Origin of the sequence: Noviherbaspirillum sp. ST9, from assembly GCF_048799745.1 — a bacterium.
In the GTDB taxonomy this organism is placed as follows: domain Bacteria; phylum Pseudomonadota; class Gammaproteobacteria; order Burkholderiales; family Burkholderiaceae_D; genus Noviherbaspirillum.
In genome coordinates, this window is record NZ_JBLWFR010000001.1 from 646,014 (window position 1) to 671,329 (window position 25,316).

27 protein-coding genes and 1 tRNA gene are annotated in these 25,316 nt (G+C 61.7%); 12 read left to right on the forward strand and 16 right to left on the reverse strand.

The window, feature by feature from the left end:
• Positions 1 to 5: 5 nt before the first annotated feature.
• Positions 6 to 926, reverse strand: a complete 921-nt coding sequence (locus ACNOHI_RS03045) for a branched-chain amino acid ABC transporter permease (RefSeq protein WP_420473151.1) — start codon at positions 924 to 926, stop codon at positions 6 to 8.
• Between the two features lie 91 nt (positions 927 to 1,017).
• Here ACNOHI_RS03045 and ACNOHI_RS03050 point away from each other — a divergent pair, with 91 nt between their 5' ends.
• Positions 1,018 to 2,196 (forward strand): ABC transporter substrate-binding protein, encoded by a 1,179-nt coding sequence (locus ACNOHI_RS03050; RefSeq protein ID WP_420473152.1) that lies wholly within the window; start codon positions 1,018 to 1,020, stop codon positions 2,194 to 2,196.
• Between the two features lie 44 nt (positions 2,197 to 2,240).
• On the opposite strand, the gene ACNOHI_RS03055 is transcribed toward ACNOHI_RS03050, so the two are convergent.
• The 4 genes from ACNOHI_RS03055 to modA are packed head-to-tail and all read right to left on the reverse strand — an operon-like array spanning position 2,241 to position 4,954.
• The gene (locus ACNOHI_RS03055) at positions 2,241 to 3,131 is read right to left on the reverse strand and encodes an ABC transporter ATP-binding protein (RefSeq protein ID WP_420473153.1); all 891 of its coding nucleotides are present in this window, start codon (positions 3,129 to 3,131) and stop codon (positions 2,241 to 2,243) included.
• A gap of 1 nt (position 3,132) precedes the next feature.
• A complete protein-coding gene (modB, locus tag ACNOHI_RS03060) occupies positions 3,133 to 3,804 on the reverse strand; it encodes a molybdate ABC transporter permease subunit (protein WP_420473154.1) in 672 nt (223 codons plus the stop codon).
• The gene (locus ACNOHI_RS03065; protein ID WP_420473155.1) at positions 3,801 to 4,211 is read right to left on the reverse strand and encodes a TOBE domain-containing protein; all 411 of its coding nucleotides are present in this window, start codon (positions 4,209 to 4,211) and stop codon (positions 3,801 to 3,803) included. The genes modB and ACNOHI_RS03065 overlap by 4 nt, the downstream gene beginning before the upstream one ends.
• A complete protein-coding gene (gene modA / locus ACNOHI_RS03070; RefSeq protein ID WP_420473156.1) occupies positions 4,208 to 4,954 on the reverse strand; it encodes a molybdate ABC transporter substrate-binding protein in 747 nt (248 codons plus the stop codon). The genes ACNOHI_RS03065 and modA overlap by 4 nt, the downstream gene beginning before the upstream one ends.
• Before the next feature lie 240 nt (positions 4,955 to 5,194).
• On the opposite strand from modA, the gene ACNOHI_RS03075 reads away from it, so the two are divergent.
• Positions 5,195 to 5,449, forward strand: a complete 255-nt coding sequence (locus tag ACNOHI_RS03075; RefSeq protein ID WP_420473157.1) for a hypothetical protein — start codon at positions 5,195 to 5,197, stop codon at positions 5,447 to 5,449.
• A gap of 6 nt (positions 5,450 to 5,455) precedes the next feature.
• Here ACNOHI_RS03075 and rng read toward each other — a convergent pair whose 3' ends face one another.
• The 8 genes from rng to ACNOHI_RS03115 form a co-directional block, all read right to left on the reverse strand.
• Complete coding sequence (rng, locus tag ACNOHI_RS03080) at positions 5,456 to 6,919, reverse strand: ribonuclease G (protein ID WP_420473158.1); 1,464 nt, start codon at positions 6,917 to 6,919, stop codon at positions 5,456 to 5,458.
• Entirely contained in the window at positions 6,916 to 7,536 is a 621-nt protein-coding gene (locus ACNOHI_RS03085) for a Maf family protein (RefSeq protein ID WP_420473159.1), read from the reverse strand. Before ACNOHI_RS03085 ends, rng begins: the two co-directional genes overlap by 4 nt.
• 8 nt (positions 7,537 to 7,544) lie before the next feature.
• Complete coding sequence (gene rlmH, locus ACNOHI_RS03090) at positions 7,545 to 8,015, reverse strand: 23S rRNA (pseudouridine(1915)-N(3))-methyltransferase RlmH (protein WP_420473160.1); 471 nt, start codon at positions 8,013 to 8,015, stop codon at positions 7,545 to 7,547.
• Positions 8,016 to 8,021: 6 nt separating this feature from the next.
• On the reverse strand, positions 8,022 to 8,690 hold the full coding sequence (gene rsfS / locus ACNOHI_RS03095) for a ribosome silencing factor (RefSeq protein ID WP_420473161.1): 669 nt from the start codon (positions 8,688 to 8,690) through the stop codon (positions 8,022 to 8,024).
• Positions 8,690 to 9,352 (reverse strand): nicotinate-nucleotide adenylyltransferase, encoded by a 663-nt coding sequence (locus ACNOHI_RS03100; protein WP_420473162.1) that lies wholly within the window; start codon positions 9,350 to 9,352, stop codon positions 8,690 to 8,692. Before ACNOHI_RS03100 ends, rsfS begins: the two co-directional genes overlap by 1 nt.
• Positions 9,343 to 10,260 carry an oxygen-dependent coproporphyrinogen oxidase gene (gene hemF / locus ACNOHI_RS03105; protein ID WP_420473163.1) on the reverse strand — a complete coding sequence of 306 codons (918 nt, stop codon included), beginning with the start codon at positions 10,258 to 10,260 and terminating at the stop codon, positions 9,343 to 9,345. The genes ACNOHI_RS03100 and hemF overlap by 10 nt, the downstream gene beginning before the upstream one ends.
• A 252-nt stretch (positions 10,261 to 10,512) precedes the next feature.
• Positions 10,513 to 11,790, reverse strand: coding sequence for a phosphoribosylamine--glycine ligase (purD, locus tag ACNOHI_RS03110; RefSeq protein ID WP_420473164.1), 1,278 nt, complete (start codon positions 11,788 to 11,790; stop codon positions 10,513 to 10,515).
• 109 nt (positions 11,791 to 11,899) lie between these two features.
• Positions 11,900 to 12,625 (reverse strand): YebC/PmpR family DNA-binding transcriptional regulator, encoded by a 726-nt coding sequence (locus ACNOHI_RS03115; RefSeq protein WP_420473165.1) that lies wholly within the window; start codon positions 12,623 to 12,625, stop codon positions 11,900 to 11,902.
• Positions 12,626 to 12,767: 142 nt separating this feature from the next.
• Between ACNOHI_RS03115 and ACNOHI_RS03120 the strand changes: the two genes are divergently transcribed.
• Genes ACNOHI_RS03120 through ACNOHI_RS03150 form a run of 7 tightly spaced genes read left to right on the forward strand, consistent with a single transcriptional unit; the run spans position 12,768 to position 19,523 of the window.
• A complete protein-coding gene (locus tag ACNOHI_RS03120; protein WP_420473166.1) occupies positions 12,768 to 14,291 on the forward strand; it encodes a helicase HerA-like C-terminal domain-containing protein in 1,524 nt (507 codons plus the stop codon).
• A gap of 44 nt (positions 14,292 to 14,335) precedes the next feature.
• Positions 14,336 to 15,247, forward strand: a complete 912-nt coding sequence (locus ACNOHI_RS03125; RefSeq protein ID WP_420473167.1) for a DMT family transporter — start codon at positions 14,336 to 14,338, stop codon at positions 15,245 to 15,247.
• Positions 15,248 to 15,255: 8 nt separating this feature from the next.
• A complete protein-coding gene (locus ACNOHI_RS03130; RefSeq protein ID WP_420473168.1) occupies positions 15,256 to 16,035 on the forward strand; it encodes an SDR family oxidoreductase in 780 nt (259 codons plus the stop codon).
• An 8-nt stretch (positions 16,036 to 16,043) separates the two neighbouring features.
• Complete coding sequence (locus ACNOHI_RS03135) at positions 16,044 to 16,436, forward strand: methylglyoxal synthase (protein WP_420473169.1); 393 nt, start codon at positions 16,044 to 16,046, stop codon at positions 16,434 to 16,436.
• 9 nt (positions 16,437 to 16,445) lie between these two features.
• Positions 16,446 to 17,420, forward strand: a complete 975-nt coding sequence (locus ACNOHI_RS03140; RefSeq protein ID WP_420473170.1) for a quinone oxidoreductase family protein — start codon at positions 16,446 to 16,448, stop codon at positions 17,418 to 17,420.
• Positions 17,417 to 17,572, forward strand: a complete 156-nt coding sequence (locus ACNOHI_RS03145; protein WP_420473171.1) for a hypothetical protein — start codon at positions 17,417 to 17,419, stop codon at positions 17,570 to 17,572. Before ACNOHI_RS03140 ends, ACNOHI_RS03145 begins: the two co-directional genes overlap by 4 nt.
• A 34-nt stretch (positions 17,573 to 17,606) precedes the next feature.
• Positions 17,607 to 19,523: a DUF1631 family protein gene (locus ACNOHI_RS03150; RefSeq protein WP_420473172.1), complete on the forward strand. Its 1,917-nt coding sequence runs from the start codon at positions 17,607 to 17,609 to the stop codon at positions 19,521 to 19,523.
• 179 nt (positions 19,524 to 19,702) lie between these two features.
• Here the strand turns inward: ACNOHI_RS03150 and ACNOHI_RS03155 are convergent, their stop codons facing one another.
• Together ACNOHI_RS03155 and ACNOHI_RS03160 are read right to left on the reverse strand one after the other, a co-directional pair.
• On the reverse strand, positions 19,703 to 20,332 hold the full coding sequence (locus tag ACNOHI_RS03155) for a DUF4136 domain-containing protein (protein WP_420473173.1): 630 nt from the start codon (positions 20,330 to 20,332) through the stop codon (positions 19,703 to 19,705).
• 83 nt (positions 20,333 to 20,415) lie between these two features.
• On the reverse strand, positions 20,416 to 20,757 hold the full coding sequence (locus ACNOHI_RS03160) for a hypothetical protein (protein WP_420473174.1): 342 nt from the start codon (positions 20,755 to 20,757) through the stop codon (positions 20,416 to 20,418).
• Positions 20,758 to 20,837: 80 nt separating this feature from the next.
• On the opposite strand from ACNOHI_RS03160, the gene pepN reads away from it, so the two are divergent.
• The 3 genes from pepN (at position 20,838) to ACNOHI_RS03175 (ending at position 24,755) form a co-directional block, all read left to right on the forward strand.
• Entirely contained in the window at positions 20,838 to 23,504 is a 2,667-nt protein-coding gene (gene pepN / locus ACNOHI_RS03165; RefSeq protein WP_420473175.1) for an aminopeptidase N, read from the forward strand.
• Positions 23,505 to 23,527: 23 nt separating this feature from the next.
• Positions 23,528 to 24,529, forward strand: a complete 1,002-nt coding sequence (locus tag ACNOHI_RS03170) for a class 1 fructose-bisphosphatase (protein ID WP_420473176.1) — start codon at positions 23,528 to 23,530, stop codon at positions 24,527 to 24,529.
• Positions 24,530 to 24,679: 150 nt separating this feature from the next.
• Positions 24,680 to 24,755, forward strand: a tRNA-Thr gene (locus ACNOHI_RS03175).
• 110 nt (positions 24,756 to 24,865) lie between these two features.
• Here the strand turns inward: ACNOHI_RS03175 and ACNOHI_RS03180 are convergent.
• Complete coding sequence (locus ACNOHI_RS03180; protein ID WP_420473177.1) at positions 24,866 to 25,279, reverse strand: hypothetical protein; 414 nt, start codon at positions 25,277 to 25,279, stop codon at positions 24,866 to 24,868.
• Positions 25,280 to 25,316: the final 37 nt, after the last annotated feature.

Sequence of the window (25,316 nt, forward strand, 5' to 3'; positions counted from 1 at the left end):
CGTCCTCACCCGCGTGCAGGGAACAGGCCCTGCGGTTTGAAGAAGAGGACGGCGGCCATGAGCACGTAGGTGAGCATGCCGGCGATCGCCGGTCCCAGGTCCGCGGCAATATCTGCTGGAAGCATCGCCTTGAATGCGAGCGGCAGCACGGTGCGGCTGAGCGTATCGACGATGCCGACCAGCAGCGCGCCGACCAGGGCGCCGCGGATCGATCCGATACCGCCGATCACGATGACCACGAACGCAAGGATCAGGATGCTCTCGCCCATGCCGACCTGCACCGCGAGGATGGGACCAAGCAGCGCGCCGGCCAGCGCGCACAGGACGGCGCCGAAAGCGAACAGGCAGGTGAACACCAGCTTGATGTTGACGCCCATCGCCGTCGCCATTTCGCGGTTCGACGCGCCGGCGCGTACCAGCATGCCGATACGCGTCTTGACCACAACGACATACAGCAACGCGGCGACAGCGATGCCGGCGCCAATGATGAACAGGCGATAGGACGAGTAAAAGAAATCGGGGAGAAGCTCAACGGGTTTCGACAGCGCAGCGGGTGCGCTTAACGTCAGCGGCTGCGAACCCCACACCATGCGCGCACCTTCATTGAAGATCAGGATCAGCGCGAAGGTCGCCAGCACCTGCGCCAGGTGGTCGCGCCCGTAGAGCCGGCGGATAACGCTGACCTCAAGAATGACGCCCAGTACCGCAGTTGCCACCAAGGCGCTGGCGAGGCCGATCCAGAACGAACCGCTCATCGAGGTAAAGGTGGCGGCAAGGTACGCCCCCGCCATGTAAAGCGAGCCGTGCGCGAGGTTGATCAGGTCCATGATCCCGAATACCAGCGTCAGCCCTGCCGCCAGCAGGAACAGCATCAGGCCGAACTGCAAACCGTTCAGCAGATGCTCGATGACCAGAGTGACATCCATGCAATGTTTTCTATGAAGTGGTTGAAACCGATTAGAATCAAAAACTTTACTAGAAAAACCAATTTTTGTTATCCCGATCAGGAGGCGATTTGTGAAGTTCGTGAGCGTTATCCGTTATTCCGCCCTCGCAGTGGCACTTTCCGCCGCATTGACAGCACAGGCAGCGGACAAGGTGAAGGTAGGCATGGTAACGACGCTGTCCGGCGCGGGCGCCGGCCTCGGCGTCGATATCCGCGATGGGTTCAGCCTGGCGTTGAAGCACCTGGACAACAAGTTCGGCGGCCTCCCGGTCGAGGTGATCAGCGGCGACGACCAGCAGAATCCCGACGCGGCCAAGCAGCTCGTCGACAAGCTCCTGAAGCGCGACAAGGTCGACATGATGACCGGCATCGTGTTTTCCAACGTGATGCTGGCGGTGGGCCCGTCGGTCTTCAACGCAAAGACGCACTACATTAGCGCCAATGCCGGCCCGTCCCAGTACGCGGGTGAACAATGCAATCCGTACTTCTTCAACGTGGCATGGCAGAACGACAACCTGCACGAGGCGGTCGGCAAGCATGTCACCGAGAAAGGCTTCAAGAATGTCGCCCTCGTCGCCCCCAACTACCCGGCCGGCAAGGATGCACTCGCCGGCTTCAAGCGCTTCTACAAGGGCAAGGTCGCCGACGAGATCTACACCAAGCTCGGCCAGCTCGACTACGGCGCGGAACTGGCGCAGATCCGTTCGCTGAAGCCCGACGCGGTGTACATCTTCCTGCCGGGCGGCATGGGCATCAACTTCATCAAGCAGTTCGTCGACGCCGGCCTGTCGCGCAATGCGCAACTGTTCGGCCCGGGCTTCTCCGCCGACGAGGACATCATCAAGGCAGTCGGCGCGCCGATGCTGGGCATGTTCAATGCGTCCCAGTGGGGGCACGACATGGACAACGCGCAGAACAAGCGCTTCGTCGCCGATTTCCAGAAGGAGTACGGCCGCCTGCCGTCGCTGTACGCATCGCAGGGCTACGACGCGGCGATGCTGATGGACTCCGCGGTGCGCGGCGTGAAGGGCAAGATCGAGGACAAGGAAGCGCTCGGCAAGGCCATCAAGGCGGCGAACTTCAAGTCGGTGCGCGGCGATTTCAAGTTCAACAACAACCAGTTCCCGGTGCAGAATTACTACACGCGCGTGATCGTGCAGGATGCGCAGGGAAGGGTGACGAACAAGACACTCGGCGTGGTGCTGGCGAATCACGGTGATGCCTATGCGTCGGCGTGCAAAATGAAGTAAGCGCTACTCCCGCGCTTGAAACGGCTGCCTTCCGGCGGCCGTTTTCATTTACGGTTCGCTGAGGCTGTTGTTTTCGAAAGATAAGGGCTGATGGCGCGTGCAGCGACAGAGACGTTGTCTCCCATGCGCAGTTGCGTGACTTCGTCTTCTGACGCGACCACATCGATGACTTCCTGCCCGATCAGCAGCGTGACGATGTACACGACATCTTCCTGGCGGATGTCCAGTACTTGCGCATGCAGGTTCAGCCTTCCCGAAAGCCGCTTCTGCAGGAAGACTTCTCGTGGCGTACCGGAGTCGACAATGCGCCCGCCTTCCAGACGCAAGACCTTTCCCGACAGCTTGAACACCTCGCCCAATTCGTGACTCACCATGATGGTGGTCAGGCCGAAGCGCCGGTGCAGTGACGCGACCTCGTTCTGCAACTGATTGCGCATGCTTATGTCCAGCGCCGACAACGCTTCGTCGAGCAGGAGCAATGCGGGCTTGCGCGCAATCGCCCGCGCCAGTGCGACGCGCTGCTTCTGTCCGCCGGACAGGGTGAGGGGCATCCTGTCTTGCAGCATGTTAAGGCCCGTGAGTTCAAGCAGCTCTTCCACCCAACGCCTGTCGTCGCGTGGCACGGCATAGGCGATGTTCTCCCTGACAGTGAGGTTGGGAAACAGCGCGTAGTCCTGGAAAACGAAGCCGATTGACCGTTGCTGGGGCGGGAGATGGATGCGCCGCTGTGCGTCGAACCATGTGACACCGTCGACGACGATGCGTCCGCGTTCCGGTTGCACCAGTCCCGCTAGCATGCGCAGGACGGTTGTCTTCCCCGCGCCGGAAGGGCCGAAAAGGGTGACGAAGCTCTTGCTCTCGATGCGCGCTTCCACGTCCAGTTGCAGGGGGCCGCTGGCGCTGCCGAGCTGCATGCCGAGGGAGAATTCGATCATCTCAGCCCGCCTTCAGCAGCTTCTTGTTCATCACGTACACCGTCAGCAGGATGGCGAAGGTGATGGCGAACAGGACGATCGCGTAAAAGTTGGCGGCGGCATAGTTCAGGCTTTCCACTTCGTCGTAGATCGCAATCGACGCCACCTTGGTCACGCCGGGGATGTTCCCGCCGATCATCAGGATCACGCCGAATTCACCGACGGTGTGCGCAAAACTCAGGACGGCGCCTGACAGCAGGGCGGGCTTGATGTTTGGCAGGAGCACGCGGAACAGGGTGTAAGCGTCGGATTTGCCCAGCGTCCGCGAGGCCTCGACCAGTGAGCCGGGAAGGTTCTGGAATCCGGACTGGATCGGATGCACCATGAAGGGCAAGCTGAAAATGACGGACCCCACCACCAGCCCCGCGAAACTGAACACGAGGCGGATGTTGAACCATTGTTCCAGCCACTGCCCGAATGCATTTTGCGGACTGAACGCGAGCAGCAGATAGAAGCCGAGCACTGAGGGTGGCAGCACCAGCGGCATGCTGACCAGGGTTTCGATGACCGGCTTGAGACGCGTGCGGGTGTGGGCAATCCAGTACGCGAGCGGAATGCCGATGACGAACAGGATCAGCGTGGTGATCGCGGCGAGGCGGAAGGTGAGCAGCAGCGGCTGCCAGTCGTGGCTCACGGCATCTCCCCCGCGAGCAGTGTCATTTCATTTGCCTTGACCAAGCCTTCAACGGCGTCGCCGACCGTAAGGCTGAGCGCATGCGTGGAGCGCGTGGTGATCACCGACTCCACCCTGCGTCCTTCGAAATCGAGTGTCACCCGTGCCAGCAGCTTGCCACGCTCGATGGCCATCACGGTGCAGGGCAGCCGATTGCGCATGCTGATTAGCCCGGACAGATTCTTTGCGAGCGAGACCTCGGTTTCCTTGAACAGCAGGGTGACTGGCATGCCGGGCGTCCAACCTGAAGCTTCCTCGCTGGCGCCGATCAGGGTCGCGGTAAACCGGTGCGTACCGACGTCCACGTCCACCAGCACGATGCTGCCGTGGACATCGATCGCGTGAATGCTTCCGGGAAGGCGGTTCATGGCAGCTGGTAGCCGTAGCGTTCGAGGATGGCGCGCGACTTCGCCGCCAGGACGAAGTCATGGAACTGCCGGGACAGCGCCGGATTGTTCTGCTGGCCATGCTTCAGGATCACGATGCCCTGCGCGATCGGCTGGTAGGACTCCTTCGGCAGGTCGATCCACTTGCCTTGTCCCTGCATTTCCGGTGAGACGACGACCGATTTCGCGGTAAAGCCTGCATCCGCCGCGCGGGAGTGGATGTACTGGTTGGTTTGCGAGATGCTCTCACCGAAGACGAATTTCGTGGCCAGCGATGCATCAAGCTTGTAATGCGCCAGGGCCTTCATCGTCTCCCTGCCATACGGCGCGGTTTTGGGGTTGGCGATGGCGATCTTCGCGACGGCAGGGCTCGCAAGCGTGCTGCGCCAGTTGGCGAGATCGATGTCCTTCATCGTCCAGAGCACCAGCGTGCCGTAGGCATAGACCTTCGGCGGCGCGGCAGCATGCCCTTCCTTGTGCAGCTTTTCCGGATATTCCATGTCGGCGGACAGGAAAACATCAAACGGGGCGCCGTTCATGATCTGCGCGGTGAACTTGCCGGAGGAGTTGTAGACCGGCTTCAACGTATGGCCGGTTTCCTTCCTGAATGCTTCCTGGATATCGTCGAAGGCGTATTGCACGTTTGCCGCGACGGCCACGGTCAGCGTGTCAGCTCCGGCGGCGCTGCATAGCGCGAAGAGCAGGGGAACGGCAAGCATCCTCATCGGCGGTGTCCCTTTCGGAAGGCCTGCACGCCGAGGTGCATTGTGTTGGACGAGGGCATGGAAAGGCGTTGTTTGAGCTTATACACGGGATGATATAACGCTCGATAGAGCCTGACCATACTCCGATTGGACCATGGATCATTGCCAGGAATGCATGTGTGTGACTGGTGCGATGCAAACGCATGTGTGAACGGCATTCGACCGCTATAATTCTTCCCGCCCAACCCACTGCCACGCCCCATGATCGACCCAGCAGATTCCCGCACGCTTCCCTTGCAAAAACCGACACGGGTGCATTTCACGACTGAGGCACGGATCTATACCGTCGTGCTCGACCAGGACTTGCTCGGGGATTGGCGGCTGTCGCAGTCCTGGCTGTCCAGGAACGGAAAGCGCGGCGCCAAGTCCCAACTCGTGGAGAACTTCGCGCAGGGCATGGCCATGCTGGAAAAGCTTGCGAAGAATCGTGTGCAGGACGCCGCAACGGCGTCCTGACAGGTACTACATCAGGATGATGTCGTACTGCTCCTGGTGGTACAGCGTCTCTACCTGAAGCGAAATCGGCTTTCCAATGAAATCGCCCAGCATCGCCAGGTGCTGGGATTCCTCTTCGAGGAACATGTCCACGACGACCTGTGACGCGAGAATGCGGAATTCGCGCGGATTGAACTGCTTGGCTTCGCGCAGCAGTTCGCGCAGGATTTCATAGCAGACGGTGCGTGCGGTCTTGACCTGCCCCTTGCCGGCGCATGCAGGACACACTTCGCACAGGATGTGCGCCAGCGACTCGCGGGTGCGCTTGCGTGTCATTTCCACCAGGCCAAGCTGTGAGAACCCCGACACCGAGACCTTCGTCCGGTCGCGCGACAAGGCCTTGTTCAGCTCGGCGAGCACGGCATTGCGGTGCTCGACGTTCTCCATGTCGATGAAGTCGAGGATGATGATGCCGCCGAGGTTGCGCAGGCGCAGCTGACGCGCAATGGCGTGCGCCGCTTCCAGGTTGGTCTTGAAGATCGTGTCGTCGAAATTGCGACCGGTGACATAGCTGCCGGTATTGACGTCGATCGTCGTCATCGCCTCGGTCTGGTCGATGATCAGGTAGCCGCCGGATTTGAGGTCGACGCGGCGTCCCAGCGCACGCTGGATTTCCTCTTCCACACCGTACAGGTCGAACAGCGGCCGCTCGCCGGTGTAGTGCACCAGCTTCGCCAGCACGGACGGCGTATAGGCGTTGCCGAATTCCTGCAGTTTCTGGAAGTTCTCGCGCGAGTCGACCTGGATGGTCGAGGTGTTGTCATTGACGAAATCGCGGAGTACGCGCTGAGCCAGGTTCAGGTCCTGGTACAACAGCGTCGGCGCCGGCCGGGTGCGCGCCTGCTGGGTGATGTTCGCCCAGGTCTTGCGCAGGTAGTCGACGTCCATCTGCAGGTCGGCGTCGGAGGCATCCTCGGCCATGGTGCGGATGATGAAGCCTCCCTTTTCTTCGGGCGGCAGCAGTTTCTGTACCTTGGATTTCAGTGCTTCGCGGTCGGCTTCGTTCTCGATGCGCTGCGAAATGCCGATGTGCGAATCCTGCGGCAGGTAGACCAGCATGCGGCCGGCGATCGAAATCTGCGTCGACAGGCGCGCGCCCTTGGTGCCGATCGGGTCCTTGATCACCTGCACCATCACCGACTGGCCATCATAGAGCAGCTTCTCGATCGGCGCCGGCATGGTGTTGGAATTGTCGTGCGGACGGGCTTCCCAGATATCGGCCACGTGCAGGAAGGCGGCACGTTCGAGGCCGATGTCGATGAAGGCGGACTGCATGCCCGGCAGCACGCGCACCACCTTGCCGAGGTAGACGTTGCCGGCGAGGCCGCGCGACAAGGTTCGTTCGATGTGGAGTTCCTGTACTGCGCCTTGGAGAATCAATGCAACCCGCGTCTCCTGCGGGGTGATGTTGATGAGGATGTCTTCGCTCATAAAGTCGGAATACCGGCTTGATTTAATAGTTGTGCGGTCTCGTAAAGCGGCAGGCCCATGATGCCCGTGTAGCTGCCGGCAATGTCCTTGATGAACACCGCGGCGATGCCCTGGATGCCGTAGCCGCCAGCCTTGTCGTAAGGCTCCGACGTGGCGCAGTAGGCGCGCATCATTTCCTCGGTCAGGGGCGCCAGGGTGACTTCGGAGGTCTGTGTCTGCTGGAAGGTTTCGCCATCGCGGTGCAGGGCGACGCTGGTGATGACCTGGTGCGTGCGGCCGGAAAGGGCGCGCAGCATGTCCATGGCTTCGGTCTCGTTGGCCGGCTTGCCGAGGATGCGTCCATCGATCACTACCGTCGTGTCGGCCGCCAGCACGGGGCGCAGCGGAAGACGGCGGGCCAGCATGATCTTCCATGCCTGTTCGGCCTTCTCGCGCGTCACGCGCACCACGTAGGCGTCCGCCTTTTCGTTCGGCAGCACTTCCTCGCTCACATCCGGTCCGCGCGGGCCTTCGCCGCGCAGCAGCAGCAGTTCGAACTCGACGCCGATCTGGCGCAGGAGTTCGCGGCGGCGGGGACTCTTGGAAGCGAGGTAAATCTTGTTGTCTGCCGGTTTCATGGAAATTCTCAAACCCTGTGATACGGATGGTTCTGCGTGATCGACCACGCGCGGTACAGCTGTTCTGCAAGCAGGACGCGCACCATTCCGTGGGGAAGCGTCAGGCTCGATATACGGATCAGCATATCCGCGGACGCCTTGAAACCTGCGTCCAGCCCGTCTGCTCCGCCTATCACGAATGTAACATCACGCCCGTCTTGTTGCCACTGCGTCAGCAGCTGCGAGAGTTGCACCGTCGTAAGGTCCTTGCCGCGCTCGTCGAGGGCAATGATGCGCGCGCCTTTCGGGATGGCCGCCTCGATCTTTCCGCGTTCCAACGCCATGACCGTTTCGGCAGTCTTGCTGCCGGAACGTTCTACAGGCTTGATTTCCTTGAGGTGGATGCGGCACTCCGGCGGCATGCGCTTCGCATATTCGCCGAACCCGTCTTCGATCCAGGCAGGCATCTTGTGGCCTACCGCGGCGATGATGAGCTGCATGGCAGCTTATTTTGCGGTCGTGCGCTTGGCGGCTGTCTTCCTTGGCGCGGCGGTTTTTGCTGCAGCGACTTTCACGGTCTTGCCGACTGGCGTCTTGGCCGTCTTGGTGGCCGTTTTCCTTGCGGCGGTGGTCTTGGTAGCAGCCGTTTTGGTAGCAGCCGTCTTGGTCGCAGCGGTCTTGGTGGCCGTGGTCTTCCGCGCTGCGGTCTTGCGCGCGGGCTTCTTCGGCTCGTCGTCGTCCAGCGTCGTCTGGCTTGCGGCGATGTGTGTGGAGCGCTTGCGCGGTGCCGGTTCAGCATCGTCGGTCGCGGCCGTCTTCTTCGCCGTACGCTTGGCGGCGCCGAACTTCACTTCCTTGTCGCCCCAGATTTCCTCGAGGCGGTAGTAGTCGCGAATCGCCGGCTGCATGATGTGCACGACCATGTCGCCGAGGTCGACCAGCACCCATTCGCCGGTCTCTTCGCCCTCGATGCTGACGATGTTGCCGCCCTTTTCCTTGACCTTGTCGCGCACCGAGGCGGCGAGTGCCTTGGTCTGGCGGTTGGAGGTACCGGAAGCGATGGCCAGGCGGTCGAACATGCTGGTCAGATGGACAGTGTCATAGACGCGGATGTCCTGTGCTTTTACGTCTTCAAGGGCGTCGATGACGGCGGATTGCAGTTTTTTGATGTCCATTAGTTTCTGTAGAGATGGTGTTGTTGTATATAGTCTAGCACCCCGGCCGGGATCAGCGAGGCTACATCGCCGTCCTGTTCGAGGGCGGCACGGATTTGCGTCGCCGAAATATCCACCGCGAGGTTGGTCGCCACGTAGGCCAATCCCTTGGGGGTGTGACGGATTTGTTCCGGTGTCGCTGCGCGCCGGGCGAACTCGCGGGCGACTTCCGGTGCGATCCTTGTATCGTCGATTCCATATCCCGGGCGCGATGCGGCGCACAGGTGGGCAAGCTCGAACAGCGCCTGCCAGTCCTTCCATGTTTGCAATTTTTGCAACTGATCTGCACCCATCAGAAAGCTGATCGAAGCGTCCGGGCCGAGTTCCTCCCGTAGCGCGCGCAGCGTATCGATGCTGTAGGTCGCCCCGGTGCGCCGGATTTCCTGCTCGTCGATCGTGACCGGGACGGCAAGATGCCGGAAGGCGATGCGGGCCATTTCCACGCGATGCGCCGGCAGTGTCTGCAAGCCCTGTTTTTGCCAGGGCTGCCCGGCGGGGATGATGCGCATTTCATCCGGCACCAGCAGCCGGGCAAAGTAGCCGGCGAGCGCCACATGGCCGTTGTGGACGGGGTCGAAGCTTCCGCCCAGGACGGCAATGCAGCGCGGTGAAGTCACACCCATTCCCGCGGCTTGAGGAAATCGGTGTACAGCGTCGCTTCCGGGGTGCCCGGCTCGGGTTTCCAGTCATAGCGCCACTTCACGACCGGCGGCATCGACATCAGGATGGATTCGGTACGGCCTCCCGACTGCAGGCCGAACAGCGTACCGCGATCCAGCACCAGATTGAACTCGACATAGCGTCCCCGGCGGTAGGCCTGGAAGTCACGCTCGCGTTCGCCGTAGGGCGTGTCCTTGCGCTTTTCGAGGAGCGGCACATAGGCGTCGATGAAGCGGTCGCCGACGCTTTTAATCATCGCAAAGCTCTGCTCGAAGCCGAGCGCATGGAAATCGTCGAAGAAGATGCCGCCGATGCCGCGCGGTTCCTGGCGGTGCTTAAGGAAGAAATACTCGTCGCACCATTTCTTGAAGCGCGAATGCAGGTCGCTGCCGAAGGGGGCCAATGCATCCTTGCAGGTCTGGTGGAAGTGCTTCGCGTCTTCTTCGTAACCGTAGTAAGGCGTCAGGTCCATGCCGCCGCCAAACCACCAGACAGGCTCTTCGCCTTCCTTGGTCGCGGTGAAGAAGCGCACGTTCATGTGCGAGGTCGGGGCGTACGGATTGCGCGGATGGAGTACCAGCGACACGCCCATCGCTTCCCAATTGCGGCCGGCGATCTCGGGGCGGTTGGCGGCGGCGGTCGGGGGCAGGCTGCTGCCGCTCACATGCGAGAAGCCGATGCCGCCGCGTTCCAGGACGTTGCCTTCCTCGAGGATGCGCGAAATGCCGCCGCCGTTGATGGGGCTCGTGCCATGCGGGCGTTCCCATTGGTCGGTGATGAACTGTTTGCCGTCGACTTCTTCGAGGGCGGCGACGATGCGTTTCTGCAGGTCGAGGAGGTAGGCCTTGACGGTGTCGGGGGAGGTGGTCATGTGGGACTTCGGCTGGATTGGGATCGGGAGATTTTACTGCGGCTCGGCGGACGGGGCAGACCGGTTCGCTTGGCGTGAAGGCGGGCGGCTTCGGCGTAGCCTTCGTCACAGCTTCCCCGTCATTCCCGCGCAGGCGGGAATCCATAGGGAGCTCGACTCTTCAGCCTCAGTATGGATTCCCGCCTTCGCGGGAATGACGCGGGGGAAGGCGAGGAAACTTGAGAATCGCGTCCCGCCCAAAGGTAAATTCTTTTACTGCCCGTGCCGCTTCAGCGCGCGCCAGCCGATGTCACGACGGAACTGCGCGCCATCGAAACGGATGCTGTCCACCACGTCATACGCATGCTTCTGCGCAATACGTACGCTGTCGCCAAGCCCGACCACGCACAGCACACGGCCGCCGGAAGTCATCAGCTTGCCGCCAGCCATCGTCGTGCCGGCGTGGAAGGTCACGCAATCCGGCGTCTCAGCGGGAATGCCGGTGATCACGTCACCCTTGCGCGGCGCATCCGGATAGCCTGCAGCGGCCATTACCACGCCCAGCGCGGTGCGGCGGTCCCATTCCAGCTCAACTTCATCCAGCGTGCCGTTGACGGCATGCTCCATCACGCTCACGAAGTCAGTCTTCAGGCGGGCCATGATGGGCTGGGTTTCCGGATCGCCCATGCGGCAGTTGAATTCCAGGGTCTTCGGGTTGCCCTTGGCGTCGATCATCAGGCCAGCGTACAGGAAGCCGGTGTAGGGGAGGCCATCCTTCTGCATGCCGAGCACGGTCGGGTTGATGATCTCGCGCATCACGCGGGCGTGCAGCGACGGCGTGACGATCGGGGCGGGCGAATAGGCGCCCATGCCGCCGGTATTCGGGCCCTCGTCATTGTCCTTCAGGCGCTTGTGATCCTGGCTGGTAGCCAGCGGCAGGACGTGCTTGCCGTCCACCATGACGATGAAGCTGGCTTCTTCGCCGGCGAGGAATTCCTCGATCACGACGCGCGCGCCGGCATCGCCGAGCTTGTTGTCCGACAGCATCATGTCGACGGCGGCGTGCGCTTCGTCGACAGTCATTGCGACGACAACGCCCTTGCCAGCAGCCAGACCGTCGGCCTTGATCACGATCGGCGCGCCTTTCTGGTTGATGTACTTGCGGGCCAGCGCGGCATCCGAGAAGGTCTGGTAGTCCGCCGTCGGGATACGGTGGCGCTTCATGAAGGCCTTGGCGAAGTCCTTCGAGCTTTCCAGTTGCGCGGCTTCCTTGGTCGGGCCGAAGACCTTCAGGCCCTGCTCGCGGAAAATGTTGACGATCCCGGCAGCCAGCGGCGCTTCAGGGCCGACGACGGTCAACGCGATGTTTTCCTTGATCGCGAATTGCGCCAGCCAGCCCGGATCGGTCATGTCGACATTCTGCAGGCGCGGATCGGACGCGGTGCCGCCATTGCCCGGAGCAACATAAACCATTTGAATGCGCTCGGATTGCGCAAGCTTCCAAGCCAGGGCATGTTCGCGGCCGCCTGAACCGACTACCAGAATTTTCATGGAGATATCGAAACGTTGGGGGGGAGTGCAGCGATTCAACCCTGCACTCCCCAATTTACTTGTGAAACGGGTAAAACGAAAGACAGACTTCGACAGGTATTGCTCTATCTTATTCTTCGATCACGGCGTTGGTGTAGACCTCTTGCACGTCGTCGAGATTCTCCAGCGCGTCCAGCAATTTCTGCATCTTGACGGCGTCATCGCCGGTGAAGACCGTTTCAGTGGAAGGCTTCATCACAATTTCAGCCATTTCCGCCTTGAAACCTGCCTTTTCCAGTGCGTCCTTGACGGCGGAGTAGTCGTTCGGGGCGGTCAGCACTTCGAAGCCGCCTTCCTCGTCGGCCACGACGTCCTCGGCGCCGGCTTCGAGCGCTGCTTCCATCAGCTTGTCCTCGTCCGTGCCCGGCGCGAAGAAGAGCTGGCCGCAATGCTTGAACAGGAATGCCACCGAACCTTCAGTGCCCATGTTGCCGCCAAACTTGCTGAACGCATGGCGCACCTCGGCGACGGTGCGGACGCGGTTGTCAGTCATGCAATCGACGATGATGGCGGCGCCGTTGATGCCGTAGCCTTCGTAACGGATTTCTTCGTAGTTCGCGCCTTCCAGGCCGCCGGTGCCGCGCTGGATCGCGCGGGTCACGTTATCCTTCGGCATGTTGGCGTCGGCCGCCTTGTCCACCGCGAGGCGCAGACGCGGGTTGCTGTCCAGGTCGCCGCCACCGAGGCGGGCTGCAACCGTGATTTCCTTGATGAGACGCGTCCAGATCTTGCCGCGCTTGGCGTCAGCAGCCGCTTTCTTGTGCTTGATATTGGCCCATTTACTGTGTCCAGCCATGGTGTTTCTTTCTTGGAAGTATTCGAGGGAGGGCGGCGGCACCGCGAGAATTGATCCAAAATAGCCCGGTGCCCAGCCGAAAACCAATCTACAATTTTACCATATCGCCCCCTCCCAAAACTTGCCGGAAAGTTCATAAAACATGTCCAAAAGCTTGCTGATCGCCAAGAACCAGGAGCAGGAACTCGCCCTGCTGTCCAACCTTGCCAACCGCCACGGCTGCATTACCGGCGCCACCGGCACCGGCAAAACGGTGACGCTACAAGCGCTGGCCCAGGCCTTGTCGGGGATCGGCGTGCCGGTCTTCATGGCCGATGTCAAGGGCGACCTGTCGGGTCTGGCCAAGCCGGGATCGGCGACGCCACGCATCAAGGAGCGCCTTGACCTGCTGAAACTGGAGGAGCCCGCCTGGTCGGCCTGCCCGGTCACCTTCTGGGACGTGTTCGGCGAGAAAGGCCATCCGGTGCGCGCTACCGTGTCCGACCTCGGGCCGCTGCTGCTGTCGCGCATGCTGAATCTCAATGAAGTGCAGGAAGGCGTGCTGCAACTGGTCTTCAAGGTTGCCGACGATCTCGGCATGCTCTTGCTCGACCTCAAGGATCTGCGCGCCATGCTACAGAACGTGGCCGAGAACGCCAGCCAGCTGCAGGCGGAGTACGGCAACATTTCTCCGGCCAGCGTGGGCGCCATCCAGCGCGGCCTGCTGGCGATCGAAGAGCAGGGCGGCGACAAGTTCTTTGGCGAGCCGATGCTCAACATCATGGACTTCATGCAGACCGACGCGCGCGGCAAGGGCATGGTCAACATCCTGGCCGCCGACAAGCTGCTGCATTCGCCCCGCCTGTATGCAATCTTCCTGTTATGGATGCTGGCAGAGCTGTTCGAGCAATTGCCCGAAGTTGGCGACCTCGACAAGCCGAAGCTGGTGTTCTTCTTCGATGAAGCGCACCTGCTGTTCGACGAGGCGCCCAAAGCATTGCTGCAGAAGATCGAGCAGGTGGTGCGCCTGATCCGTTCCAAGGGTGTCGGTGTGTATTTCGTCACCCAGAACCCGCTCGATATTCCCGACACCGTGCTTGGCCAGCTTGGCAACCGCGTGCAGCACGCTTTGCGTGCCTACACCCCGCGCGACCAGAAGGCGGTGCAGACGGCCGCCGAGACTTTCCGCCCCAATCCGAAGCTGAATACCGCACAGGTCATTACCGAGCTGGGTGTCGGCGAGGCGCTGGTGTCCTTCCTCGATGAAAAAGGCCGGCCGAACATCGTCGAGCGCGCGTTCATCGTTCCCCCCGCGTCGCAGATCGGCCCCGTCACCGACGACGAACGCAAGGACATCATGTCGAATTCGGTGGTCGCCGGCGTCTATGAAAAATCCGTGGACCGCGAATCCGCCTACGAGAAGCTGAAAGGGCGCGTGGAGAGGGAAATGCCTGCCGAAGCACCCAAGCCGGGGAAAGGAAAGGCGGGAGCACAGACGGAAGCCCCGGCGGAATCGGGCGGCGGCTTCGGCGACATGCTGGGCGGCTTGTTCGGTGGGGGCGGCGGCGTCGGACGGCGCAAGGACACGATGGTGGAGGCGATGGTCAAATCCGCCGCGCGCAGCATTGGTTCGCAAGTCGGACGCGAGATCATCCGCGGCGTCCTCGGCTCGATCCTGAAGAAGTAATCGGGCTCAATGTAAGAAAATCACCGGCGTCGTAAAATCGCCGGATGTCTTCAACCACCATTTCACCGTCCGCGCGCCAGGCCTTCCTCACCGGCCTGGCGATTGCAATCGCGGGCGCCATCCTTTTCTCGGCAAAGGCGATCGTCGCCAAGCTGATCTACCGCTACGACGTCGACGCCGTCACGCTGATCACCTTCCGCATGCTGTTTTCGCTGCCGTTCTTTGCGGCGGTCGCGCTATGGAAGTCGCGCACCGAAGCGCCGCTGACCGGCGGCGAGCGCGGCAGGATCGTGGTGCTCGGCCTGCTCGGCTACTACCTGTCCAGCTTCCTCGATTTCCTCGGCCTGCAGTACATCTCGGCCGGCCTCGAGCGTCTCATCCTGTTCCTCACGCCATCGTTCGTGCTGCTGATTTCAGTGGTATTCCTGCGCAAGAAGATCACCATGGTGGAATGGCTCGCGCTCGGGACGGCCTATCTTGGAACAGTGTTGGTGTTTTTGCATGACGTGCGCCTGGGCGGATCGAATGTGATGCTCGGCGGTGCGTTCGTGCTCGGCAGCGCAGTCGCCTACGCGATGTACCTGCTGCTGTCCGGCGAACTGGTCAAGCGTGTCGGATCGCTGCGCCTCGTCGCCTACGCCATGTGCGTATCCAGCGTGGCATGCATCGTGCAGTTTTTCCTGTTGCGGCCGCCGTCCATGCTGCTGCAGCCAATGCAGGTCTATGGTTTGTCGCTGGTGAACGCCGTGTTTTGCACGGTGTTCCCGGTATATTTGACAATGGAGGCGGTGTCGCGCATCGGTCCCGCCACGGCATCGCAGGCAGGAATGATCGGGCCGGTGTCGACCTTGTTCATGGGGGCGCTGATCCTCGGTGAACCGATCACCGGCATCCAGCTGGCCGGCACGGCGCTGGTGCTGACCGGCATTTATTTGTTGTCCAGGAAGAGAGCATAGGGGAAACCATGGATCTGGGAATTGCAGGAAAACACGCGCTGGTCTGCGGCGCAAGCAAGGGACTAGGGCGCGGCTGCGCGGAAGCGCTGGCCGCTGAAGGCGTGCATGTCACCATCGTTGCGCGCACCGCGGATGCCCTGGAAGCGACGGCGCAGGAAATCCGTCAGAAAACCGGGGTGACCGTGACTGCGGTCGCGTGCGACATCACGACGCCGGAAGGCCGCGCGCAGGCGCTCGCCGCCTGTCCCAACCCGGACATCCTCGTGACCAACGCCGGCGGCCCGCCGCCCGGCGACTTCCGCAAATGGTCGCGTGACGACTGGATCGCCGCGCTCGACGCCAACATGCTGACGCCTATCGAGTTGATCAAGGCCACGGTCGACGGCATGATGAATCGCCGCTTCGGCCGCATCATCAACATCACGTCAAGCGCGGTCAAGGCGCCGATCGACATCCTCGGCCTGTCCAACGGCGCGCGCTCGGGCCTGACCGGCTTTGTCGCCGGCATCGCACGGAAGACGGTCGCGCATAACGTCACGATCAACAACCTGCTGCCCGGACAGTTCGATACGGACCGCCTGAAGAAGACGCTGGGCTCGGCGGCCACTACGACGGGCAAGAGCATGGACGAAGTCTTCGAGGCGCGCCGCGTGCAGATTCCCGCGCAACGCTTCGGCAACCCGGCGGAGTTCGGCGCGGTGTGCGCCTTCCTGTGCAGCGCGCATGCCGGCTACATGACGGGCCAGAACGTGCTGCTCGACGGCGGCAACTATCCGGGAACCTTCTAGGAGGCAAAGTGAAAAAACGCATCGCGCTGATCGCCCACGACCAGAAGAAGGACGACATGGTCGAACTCGCCTCGGAGTTCGCCGACCTCTTGCGCCAGTGCATCCTTGTCGCCACCGGCACCACCGGCAAGCGGCTGCATGATGAAGTAGGATTGACCGTCGAACGCAAGTTGTCCGGGCCGTACGGCGGCGACTTGCAGATCGGCGCGGAGCTGGTCGAAGGCAAGATCGACTGCGTGATTTTCCTGCGCGATCCGATGACGCCGCAACCGCATGAGCCGGACATCAATGCCCTGGTCCGTGCCTGCGACGTTCACAATATTCCCTGCGCCACCAATGTCACGTCGGCACGGCTGTTGCTGACGCAGATGGTGCCGCATCATCACCACACTCACACTTAGGGAGCACACATGGCAAAGGCAATCCGAATCAACGCAGTCGGCGGACCGGAGGTGATGGAATACGTCGACGTCGAGGTCGGCGATCCCGGTCCGGGTGAGGCGCGCGTGCGCCAGATGGCGTGCGGCCTGAACTACATTGATGTCTATTTCCGCACGGGCGCCTATCCGCAGCCGCTGCCCGCCGGGCTGGGCATGGAAGGCTCGGGCGTGGTCGAAGCCGTGGGCGAGGGCGTCACCCATGTGAAGCCGGGTGACCGCGTGGCTTATGCCGGCCGGCCCACTGGCGCCTACGCGGAACTGCGCGTCATGCCGGCATCCATCCTGGTGAAGCTGCCGGAGTCGATCGACTTCGAAACCGGTGCAGCGATGATGCTGCAGGGTCTGACGGTGCAATACCTGTTCCGCCGTACCTTCCCGCTCAAGGGCGGCGAAACTATCCTGTTCCACGCCGCTGCCGGCGGCGTCGGCCTTATCGCCTGCCAATGGGCGCGTGCGATGGGCGTGACGATGATCGGCACGGTCGGCTCCGATGAAAAGGCGGCCCTGGCAAAAGCCCATGGCTGCACGCACACCATTAACTACAACACCGAAAACTTTGTCGAGCGCGTCAAGGAAATCACGGGCGGCAAGGGCGTGCCCGTCGTTTATGATTCGATCGGCAAAGACACGTTTACCGGCTCGCTCGACAGCCTCTCGCCGCTGGGCATGATGGTCAGCTTTGGCAGCGCGTCGGGACCAGTGCCGCCGTTCGGCCTGCAGGAACTCGCCTCGCGCGGCTCGCTGTTCATCACGCGGCCGACGCTCTTCACCTATACCGCAAAGCGCGAGGACCTCGACAACATGGCCGCAGACCTGTTCGGCATGGTGGAAAGCAAAAAGGTCAAGATCGACATCAACCAGCGTTATGCGCTGAAGGACGTGGGCCAGGCGCATCGCGACCTGGAGTCGCGCAAGACCACCGGCTCCACCATTCTGCTGCCGTGAGCGACGAATCCGACAACCCGATGGACCATCCGCCCGAGCAGCCGTCAGGTGCGGACGAGGCGCCCAGGTTCGGGCGCCTGCTGCTCGTCCTCGGCGCGGCGGTGCTGGTGATCGTTGCGGTCACCATCGCCTCGGAAGCCCTTTACTCCTGACCCACGAAGGCCGGCCACAAGCCGGCCTGTCACCATGTCCGATCCGCACACACATCGTACAGCAGGAAAAGCTGCGATCACCCCGGATCGTCTCGCCCTGCTGCATACGTTGGCGTTCGCGGCGCTGCGACTTTGTGCCGCGCAGCGCGAGGCCTTTACGGCGCGTCTTGAACAGGCCCTGAGTGCACGTTCTGGCGACGCCGAAAGCCATGCAGAGCGCATACTATTCCGTGCCGCTCACCAGCAACTGCAAGCCCATTGCGGCACATTCCAGCGCCTCGTCGCGGATGCCTTGCAGCGCGCGCTGATGCAGGCCATCCAGGATACGGCCGACGACGTGGCGTATGGCGTCGACCGCGGCGCACTCGACCTGAGCCTGATCACCTTTGAGGCGATGGAGCGCAAGGTCATCGTCGATAACCTCAGCCAGGCGATCGACCGTACCGGCGCTGAAGAACTCGCGGTGCTCAGCCTGCGTGTTTCCCATTGGCTGGGCGCGGACGACATCGGCGCCTTGCGCAATCCGTTCCGCTCAGAGGTGTTCCTCAAAGCCGTTGCCGATGCCTGGTTCACGTTCGACCCGATGGAGGAGACGCACCGCTTGGTCCTGCGGCAGATGGACCCGCAGGTTTTCCTCGATTTGCTCCCGGTGTGGAAGGCGCTTAACCAGGAACTGGCGCTGCGCCATGTGCTGCCCGATGCGGAACAGGCTTTTCGCAAGCGTGCGAAAGGCAGCGATTCCATTCCACCGCCGCCCGCGGACGAGACGCTGCGCCAATGGCTGGCGCCGGAAGGTGTGCTGAAGGTGATTGATGCGCGCGCAGCATCGCTGGCGGATGAGCTGTTTGTTTTCCTGTCGAATCTCGACGCCGTGCCCGTTCGCATCAGGCGCCTGCTGGCATGTCTGGAGACGCCGCTCAAGCAAGCCATCCTCGACGATTCGCAGTTTTTCTTTGAGCTGCAGCATCCGGTGCGGCGCGTGCTGGAAGGCATCCTCGCCGCAGGCCTTGGCTGTCGCAAGGACGAGGGAGAGGACCGGCTTTTCCCGTCCATCGAGGCACAGTGCGCACGCGTTCCGTCTGCGGCACTGGCTCAGTACAAGGCTATCGCTGAAGAACTCGTTGTCCTTGCCGACCACGAAGACCGTCTGCTCGACGACAAGCTGATCGCCGCCGTCGCTGACGCTGTCACGCAGGAAAATGTCGCGCAGGCCGAACGCCGCGCGGAGCAGGATGTGCTGGCGCGCATCGAAAGCGGCGAGGCCGACCCGTTGATCGAGTCATTCCTTCGGGCGCAATGGACGCGTGTCCTGGCATTTGCCCACGGCGTGCGAGACGCCAAGCCCGACGTCCTGCAGAAGGCCCTGGAGGCCATGGACGAGTTGCTCGGGAGCGTAAAGCCGAGGACGAGCGCGGAGGCGCGCAAGGAGCTGGTGGCGCGTCTGCCGGCACTGCTCTCGATGCTTAATGCATGGCTGAACGTCGTGAAATGGGAAGGTCCGGAGCGGGATCTCTTTTTCGATAATCTGGCCAGCCGGCATGCCGCGTCCATGCGTGGCGCGGACATCGACGCGCGTCAGGCACTGGAACGCCGCATGGACACGGTGGAACGCGCCAGCGAACATCGTCTCGAGCGGCGTGCGCAGGAACAGCGCGCAGAAGCGTTTGCGCCTTTCATGCAGGAAATTGATGAACTCGGGCCGGGGGCATGGTTCGAGTTCGTGCGCAATGACGGCAGCAAGGTCAACTGCAAGCTGCTCTGGACCAGTCCGGGAAGCAGCCGCTTTATCTTCGCGGGCAAGCAGGGGCAGCGGCTGTTCACGCTTGATCGGGAAGGGCTGGCGCAGGGGATGCTCGCAGAGCGGGTGGCGCGCCTTCCTGCGGGTGAATTCGTCAGCCGCGCGATTGCTGCGGCCTTGCAAAAGATAAGCGGCGCGGAAAACGGTTCTTGACGGGGTTTAGTGCGCGTCTCTCAATGCTTCGTCATTCCCGCGAAGGCGGGAAAACAAGGCCGAAGGCCGCAGTTTCGAAGGACGGTCATCCATGCTGAGCTTGCACTGATCGCCGCACTATGGGTTCCCGTCTTTGCGGGAACGACGGGGAGAGGGCAGCGCTTGACTCGCTCCCACAATCACTGCTCCATCTTCAACTCAATGCGCCGCGGCACCCCGCTCTTCCCCGGAAATTCCGCAAACGCACTCCGCACCATGTAAGGCATGATCGTCGCCAGCGTGCCGTTGGTGCCTTCGCTCACCACCGTCGTCTCGAACAGCTTCTTGCTGTCCGTCATCCGCGCCAGTGAAATCCGCAGCTGGCGGTTGAACAGCTGGTACTGCGCGACGCGCTGTTCGACGATCGGCGGGCCGTACCACAACGGATCGTAGAACGGGCCGTAGTAGCCGCGCCATGCCGGCCCGTACCAGTACGGATGCGCATAGGGATAAGGATTCACGACCGCCGGGTACACCTCGCGGACATCGCGGCCATTGATGCTGTAGTGGATGGCCGCCTTGAGCGCAGGCTTGGTCGAAGCGGGCGCCTCGGTGAAACCGAGCCGGTTGAGCTCGTTGCGCACCAGGTTTTCGTAATTCCGGTACTCGAGGCTGTCGTTCTGTTCCTTCGTGCGTTCGAAGACGTAGGACTTGTCGGGAAGGGTGTCGGGCCACTCGTGGAAGGTGGTGACATCGCTCCTGATCATGGTGCCGCAGCCGGCGACCAGGGTGCTGACGGCCAGGATGCAGGCGGACAGCAAAGCTTTCATGATGTTCTCCAGCGGGATATATCTTGATGCCAGTATAGAAATTAGTTCCGGACAAGTCGAAAAAGATCCGTAACGTTTTGTATCTACCGCGGATTTTCAAAGAAAAGGTAATTCGACGCGTAATCGCTGATCTCGAAGTACACCTTCTTCTCGCCCGGATCGGCCACCATGTTCAGGTTCTCGTCCAGCACGCCGTATCCGTAGCGGTAGGGACGCGGCTTGTTGTCGTCCGTGCCGAGCGCTGTTGAAATCTTGTCCACTTGGATGAAGCGCCGCACCACCTTGTCGCCCGCGTAGACCTCCAGCACGCCGTTGGTGCCGGTCCAGTTCTGCACGCTGCGGCTGATCTGGTTCTGCTGCTCCTGCGTACAGGATGCGAGCAATGCCGAAATGGCAACTACGAAAAGCGCAAAGGATGATTTCATCGAGATGGGCTCCCGTCCCTGTCGGTTGGTAAAATAGCAGTTTCCAGCATTATCCCCCCGATTCACCGGATTCTCAGCCTATGCGCACCGATACTCCCCAGACGATTTATCGCAAGGATTACACGCCTCCCAGCTTCTGGGTCGATACCGTTGAAATGGGTTTCGACCTCGATCCCGAAGCGACCCATGTCGCCACCCGCATGACCATGCGCCGCAACCCGGACAGCCCGAACAGGAACCTCGTGCTGGTCGGCGAATCACTGCGCCTGGAACAGCTGCGCATGAACGGCAAGCCGCTGAACAAGCGCCAGTACGCGCTCGGCCACGGGACGCTCGAGATCTTCAATCCGCCGGACAAGGTCACGCTCGAGATCGAGACCGTCACGCACCCCAACATGAATACCTCGCTGATGGGCCTGTACGTGTCCAACGGCAATTTCTTCACGCAGTGCGAGGCAGAAGGCTTCCGCAAGATCACCTATTTCCCCGACCGTCCGGACGTGATGGCGAAGTACGCCGTCATGCTGCGCGCCGACAAGGAGAAGTATCCGGTGCTGCTGTCCAACGGCAACCTGATCGAAGAAGGTGATCTCGGCGACGGCCGCCACTACGCCGTGTGGGAAGATCCCTTCAAGAAGCCGTCCTACCTGTTCGCACTCGTCGCCGGGAACCTGGTGTGCCAGGAAGAAACTTATACGCTGAAATCCGGCCGCGAAGTCCTGCTACAGGTCTGGGTAGAAGAGGGCAACCTCGACAAGACCCAGCACGCGATGGATTCGCTCAAGAACAGCATCCGCTGGGATGAGGAGCGTTTCGGCCTGGAACTCGACCTCGATCGCTTCATGATTGTCGCCGTCAGCGACTTCAACATGGGCGCGATGGAGAACAAGGGCCTCAACATTTTCAACACGAAGTTTGTGCTCGCCAATCCGCGCATCGCCACCGATACGGATTACGCCGGGATCGAATCCGTCGTCGGCCACGAATACTTCCACAACTGGACCGGCAACCGCGTCACCTGCCGCGACTGGTTCCAGCTCTCGCTGAAGGAAGGCCTGACCGTCTTCCGCGACCAGGAATTCTCCGCCGACCTGATTGGCACCGACAGCGGCCGCGCGGTCAAGCGCATCGAGGACGTGCGCGTACTGCGCCAGGCGCAATTCCCGGAAGACGCTGGTCCGATGGCGCACCCGGTGCGCCCCGATTCCTACGTCGAGATCAACAATTTCTACACCGTCACGATCTACGAAAAAGGTTCGGAAGTGGTGCGCATGTACCAGACCCTGCTGGGACGCGACGGTTTCCGCAAGGGCATGGACTTGTACTTCCAGCGTCATGACGGGCAGGCGGTCGAGTGCGACGATTTCCGCCGCGCGATGGCGGACGCCGGCGGGCGCAACCTGGACCAGTTCGAACTTTGGTACAGCCAGGCCGGCACGCCGCGCGTGAAGGTCGACACTGAATATGACGCCGGCACGCTCACTTATGCGGTCACGCTCACGCAGTCCTGCCCGCCGACGCCGGGTCAGCCGAAAAAGAAACCTTTCCATATCCCGGTTTCCATCGGCCTGCTGGACGCGCGCGGCAACGACATGCCGCTGCACCTTGAAGGCGAAGAGAAGGACGACGCGCCGGCGACCATGGTCCTGGAGCTGACCGAAGCCACGCAGACCTTCCGCTTCAAGCAGGTCGCGGAACGCCCGGTGCCCTCGGTGCTGCGCGGTTTCTCCGCCCCGGTTGTCCTCGACATCGATTACAGCGACGAAGAGCTCGCCTTCCTGATGGCCAATGACAGCGACGCATTCAACCGCTGGGAAGCAGGACAGCGCCTTGCGATGCGCCGCATGCTGGCGCTGGCCGAAGCGGTGCAGAACAACCACGCGCTGAGCGATGCCGAGCTCGAGAAGAACGTGCTCAACGATGCCTTCCGCGCCACGTTGAATGACGACGCGCTCGACCCCGCCTTCCGCGAACTCGCGCTCACGCTGCCGTCCGAAACCGTGGTCGCCGAACAGATGCAGGTCATCGACCCGCACGCCATCCACGCGGTGCGCCGCTTCCTGCGCCGCTCGCTGGCATCGTCCCTGCGCGTCGACTGGATGGTGGCCTACCAGGCCAACCGCACGCCCGGCACCTACAGCCCCGATGCCGCTTCGGCAGGAAAACGCGCGCTGAAGAACCTCGCCCTGTCCTACATCGCCGACAACGACGACGCGGAAGCGCACCACCACGCGCAGACCCAGTACGACAACGCGAATAACATGACCGACCGCATTGCCGCCCTGACCGCGCTGGCCAACAGCAGCGCTCCCGGCCGCAACGACGCGCTGGCCAGTTTTTACAACGAATTCGAGCAGGAAGCGCTGGTGATCGACAAATGGTTCTCGCTGCAGGCCACCTCACGCACGACCGACGTCGCCGCCGTACGTGCCCTGATGAAGCACCCGGCCTTCACCCTGAAGAACCCGAACCGTGCCCGCAGCCTGATCTTCAGCTTCTGCAACGGCAACCCGTCGCAATTCCACGCGGTTGACGGCAGCGGCTACGAATTCTGGGCCGAACAGGTGATCGCGCTCAACGCCATCAACCCGCAGGTCGCTGCCCGCCTGGCGCGCACCCTCGACCGCTGGCGCAAGTTCGCGCCCGCCCTGCAGGAAAAGATGCATGCCGCCCTGAAGAAGGTCTCGCGCACCAAGGACCTGTCGAAGGACGTCCTCGAAGTCATTACCAAATCCCTATCCAACTAACCACGCACCTACCGGAAAAATCCATGAAAAGAGTCAGCCTGACGCAGTACCTGGTCGAAGAACAGCGTCTCTACAACAACATCCCCGCCGAACTGCGCCTGCTGATCGAAGTGGTCGCGCGTTCGTGCAAGACCATCAGCCACGCCGTCAGCAAGGGAGCGCTCGGTGAAGTGCTCGGCAGCGCCGGCAGCGAAAACGTGCAGGGCGAAGTGCAAAAGAAGCTCGACGTCATTTCGAACGAAATGCTGCTCGAAGCCAACGAGTGGGGCGGCCACCTGGCCGCGATGGCGTCGGAGGAAATGGAAGAGATCTTCCCCATCCCCAACCGCTATCCGAAGGGCGAATACCTGCTGCTGTTCGATCCGCTCGACGGCTCCAGCAACATCGACGTCAACGTCTCGATCGGCACTATCTTCTCCGTGCTCAAGGCACCGGAAGGCATGGCCGAACCGACGGAAAAGGACTTCCTCCAGTGCGGCGCCAAGCAGGTTGCAGCCGGCTACGCCGTCTACGGCCCGCAAACCGTGCTGGTGCTGACCACCGGCAACGGCGTCAACTGCTTCACGCTCGACCGCGAAATGGGCTCCTGGGTCCTCACCCAGCGCAACATGAAAATCCCGGCCGAAACCAAGGAATTCGCGATCAACGCGTCCAACGCCCGCCACTGGTACCCGCCGGTCAAGCGCTACGTTGACGAAATGCTCGCCGGCGAAACCGGCCCGCGCGCCAAGAACTTCAACATGCGCTGGATCGCCTCCATGGTCGCCGACGTGCACCGCATCCTCAACCGCGGCGGCATCTTCATGTACCCGGCCGACGCGCGTGAGCCGGACAAGCCGGGCAAACTGCGCCTGATGTACGAAGCCAACCCGATGTCCATGATCGTCGAACAGGCCGGCGGTGCCGCGACCAACGGCAAGCAGCGCATCCTCGACATCCAGCCGTCGAAGCTGCATGAGCGTGTGGCCGTGTTCCTGGGATCGCGCAGCGAAGTGGAGCGCGTGACGAGCTATCACGCGGAATAAGGCTGCGGCAGTGCGAGGGGCGGACAGCCTCTCCCGCCGTAGTTCCCGAGTAATTTACTGGTGTTTTCCTTGAAATAATGCCGCTTCGGCAAGGCGGGGAAACGCCGGACTAGCGGATCTGTAACTTTTTTTGGTAGAATCCCCGTTTTCGCTGATGTAGCTCAGTTGGTAGAGCAACTGATTCGTAATCAGTAGGTCGGAGGTTCGACTCCTCTCATCAGCACCAGAATTAAAGGGTTAGCGCCTTCCACGGCACTAACCCTTTTTCTTTTTTTGCTCATGTGGCCATGTCAGGCGCCCACACAGATGGGCGTTATCGACTGACGGTTCGTTCAGTCATTGTAGAGGCAACACGCGGAATACAATGTTTGAGTTCTGTCCGTCGCTGCTCGATACAGTGATTAGAACGCTGCCGACGGACTTTGCTTGCACCGTGAAGCCGGTTGAAGTCTGCCCGAGTACGGTGGCAATGTTGCTGTCTCTCGATACGGCAGTAAATGTTCCCGAACCGCCATCCACATTGAACGCAAGGACTTCCGTCTCTCGTGCGTTTGCCGACGCTGGGCTGGCAATAAGCAGAGGATTGTCTGGACAGGTCAGATGAATCACTGGAAATTTGAGGGTCGTTGTTCCAGTGCGCCCTTGGGCGTCCAGAACGGTCAGGGTCGCCGGCGGATACATGTCACTGTAACGTGGTGGAGAATCTGGCGAGTCGCGCTTGATAAGGATCAGCGGGCCGATACTTGCCATGAAGAAGAAATTTGTGCTTCCGAGTGGCTCTGCGTTA

What these genes read in the sequence shown, in the direction of transcription:
- ACNOHI_RS03045 (WP_420473151.1), bottom strand. Translation starts at nt 926, where the DNA reads ATGGATGTCACTCTGGTCATCGAGCATCTGCTGAACGGTTTGCAGTTC.
- ACNOHI_RS03055 (WP_420473153.1), bottom strand. Translation starts at nt 3,131, where the DNA reads ATGATCGAATTCTCCCTCGGCATGCAGCTCGGCAGCGCCAGCGGCCCC.
- ACNOHI_RS03065 (WP_420473155.1), bottom strand. Translation starts at nt 4,211, where the DNA reads ATGAACCGCCTTCCCGGAAGCATTCACGCGATCGATGTCCACGGCAGC.
- modA (WP_420473156.1), bottom strand. Translation starts at nt 4,954, where the DNA reads ATGAGGATGCTTGCCGTTCCCCTGCTCTTCGCGCTATGCAGCGCCGCC.
- ACNOHI_RS03075 (WP_420473157.1), top strand. Translation starts at nt 5,195, where the DNA reads ATGATCGACCCAGCAGATTCCCGCACGCTTCCCTTGCAAAAACCGACA.
- rng (WP_420473158.1), bottom strand. Translation starts at nt 6,919, where the DNA reads ATGAGCGAAGACATCCTCATCAACATCACCCCGCAGGAGACGCGGGTT.
- ACNOHI_RS03085 (WP_420473159.1), bottom strand. Translation starts at nt 7,536, where the DNA reads ATGAAACCGGCAGACAACAAGATTTACCTCGCTTCCAAGAGTCCCCGC.
- rlmH (WP_420473160.1), bottom strand. Translation starts at nt 8,015, where the DNA reads ATGCAGCTCATCATCGCCGCGGTAGGCCACAAGATGCCTGCCTGGATC.
- rsfS (WP_420473161.1), bottom strand. Translation starts at nt 8,690, where the DNA reads ATGGACATCAAAAAACTGCAATCCGCCGTCATCGACGCCCTTGAAGAC.
- ACNOHI_RS03100 (WP_420473162.1), bottom strand. Translation starts at nt 9,352, where the DNA reads ATGGGTGTGACTTCACCGCGCTGCATTGCCGTCCTGGGCGGAAGCTTC.
- hemF (WP_420473163.1), bottom strand. Translation starts at nt 10,260, where the DNA reads ATGACCACCTCCCCCGACACCGTCAAGGCCTACCTCCTCGACCTGCAG.
- purD (WP_420473164.1), bottom strand. Translation starts at nt 11,790, where the DNA reads ATGAAAATTCTGGTAGTCGGTTCAGGCGGCCGCGAACATGCCCTGGCT.
- ACNOHI_RS03115 (WP_420473165.1), bottom strand. Translation starts at nt 12,625, where the DNA reads ATGGCTGGACACAGTAAATGGGCCAATATCAAGCACAAGAAAGCGGCT.
- ACNOHI_RS03120 (WP_420473166.1), top strand. Translation starts at nt 12,768, where the DNA reads ATGTCCAAAAGCTTGCTGATCGCCAAGAACCAGGAGCAGGAACTCGCC.
- ACNOHI_RS03125 (WP_420473167.1), top strand. Translation starts at nt 14,336, where the DNA reads ATGTCTTCAACCACCATTTCACCGTCCGCGCGCCAGGCCTTCCTCACC.
- ACNOHI_RS03130 (WP_420473168.1), top strand. Translation starts at nt 15,256, where the DNA reads ATGGATCTGGGAATTGCAGGAAAACACGCGCTGGTCTGCGGCGCAAGC.
- ACNOHI_RS03140 (WP_420473170.1), top strand. Translation starts at nt 16,446, where the DNA reads ATGGCAAAGGCAATCCGAATCAACGCAGTCGGCGGACCGGAGGTGATG.
- ACNOHI_RS03150 (WP_420473172.1), top strand. Translation starts at nt 17,607, where the DNA reads ATGTCCGATCCGCACACACATCGTACAGCAGGAAAAGCTGCGATCACC.
- ACNOHI_RS03155 (WP_420473173.1), bottom strand. Translation starts at nt 20,332, where the DNA reads ATGAAAGCTTTGCTGTCCGCCTGCATCCTGGCCGTCAGCACCCTGGTC.
- ACNOHI_RS03160 (WP_420473174.1), bottom strand. Translation starts at nt 20,757, where the DNA reads ATGAAATCATCCTTTGCGCTTTTCGTAGTTGCCATTTCGGCATTGCTC.
- pepN (WP_420473175.1), top strand. Translation starts at nt 20,838, where the DNA reads ATGCGCACCGATACTCCCCAGACGATTTATCGCAAGGATTACACGCCT.
- ACNOHI_RS03170 (WP_420473176.1), top strand. Translation starts at nt 23,528, where the DNA reads ATGAAAAGAGTCAGCCTGACGCAGTACCTGGTCGAAGAACAGCGTCTC.
- ACNOHI_RS03180 (WP_420473177.1), bottom strand. Translation starts at nt 25,279, where the DNA reads ATGGCAAGTATCGGCCCGCTGATCCTTATCAAGCGCGACTCGCCAGAT.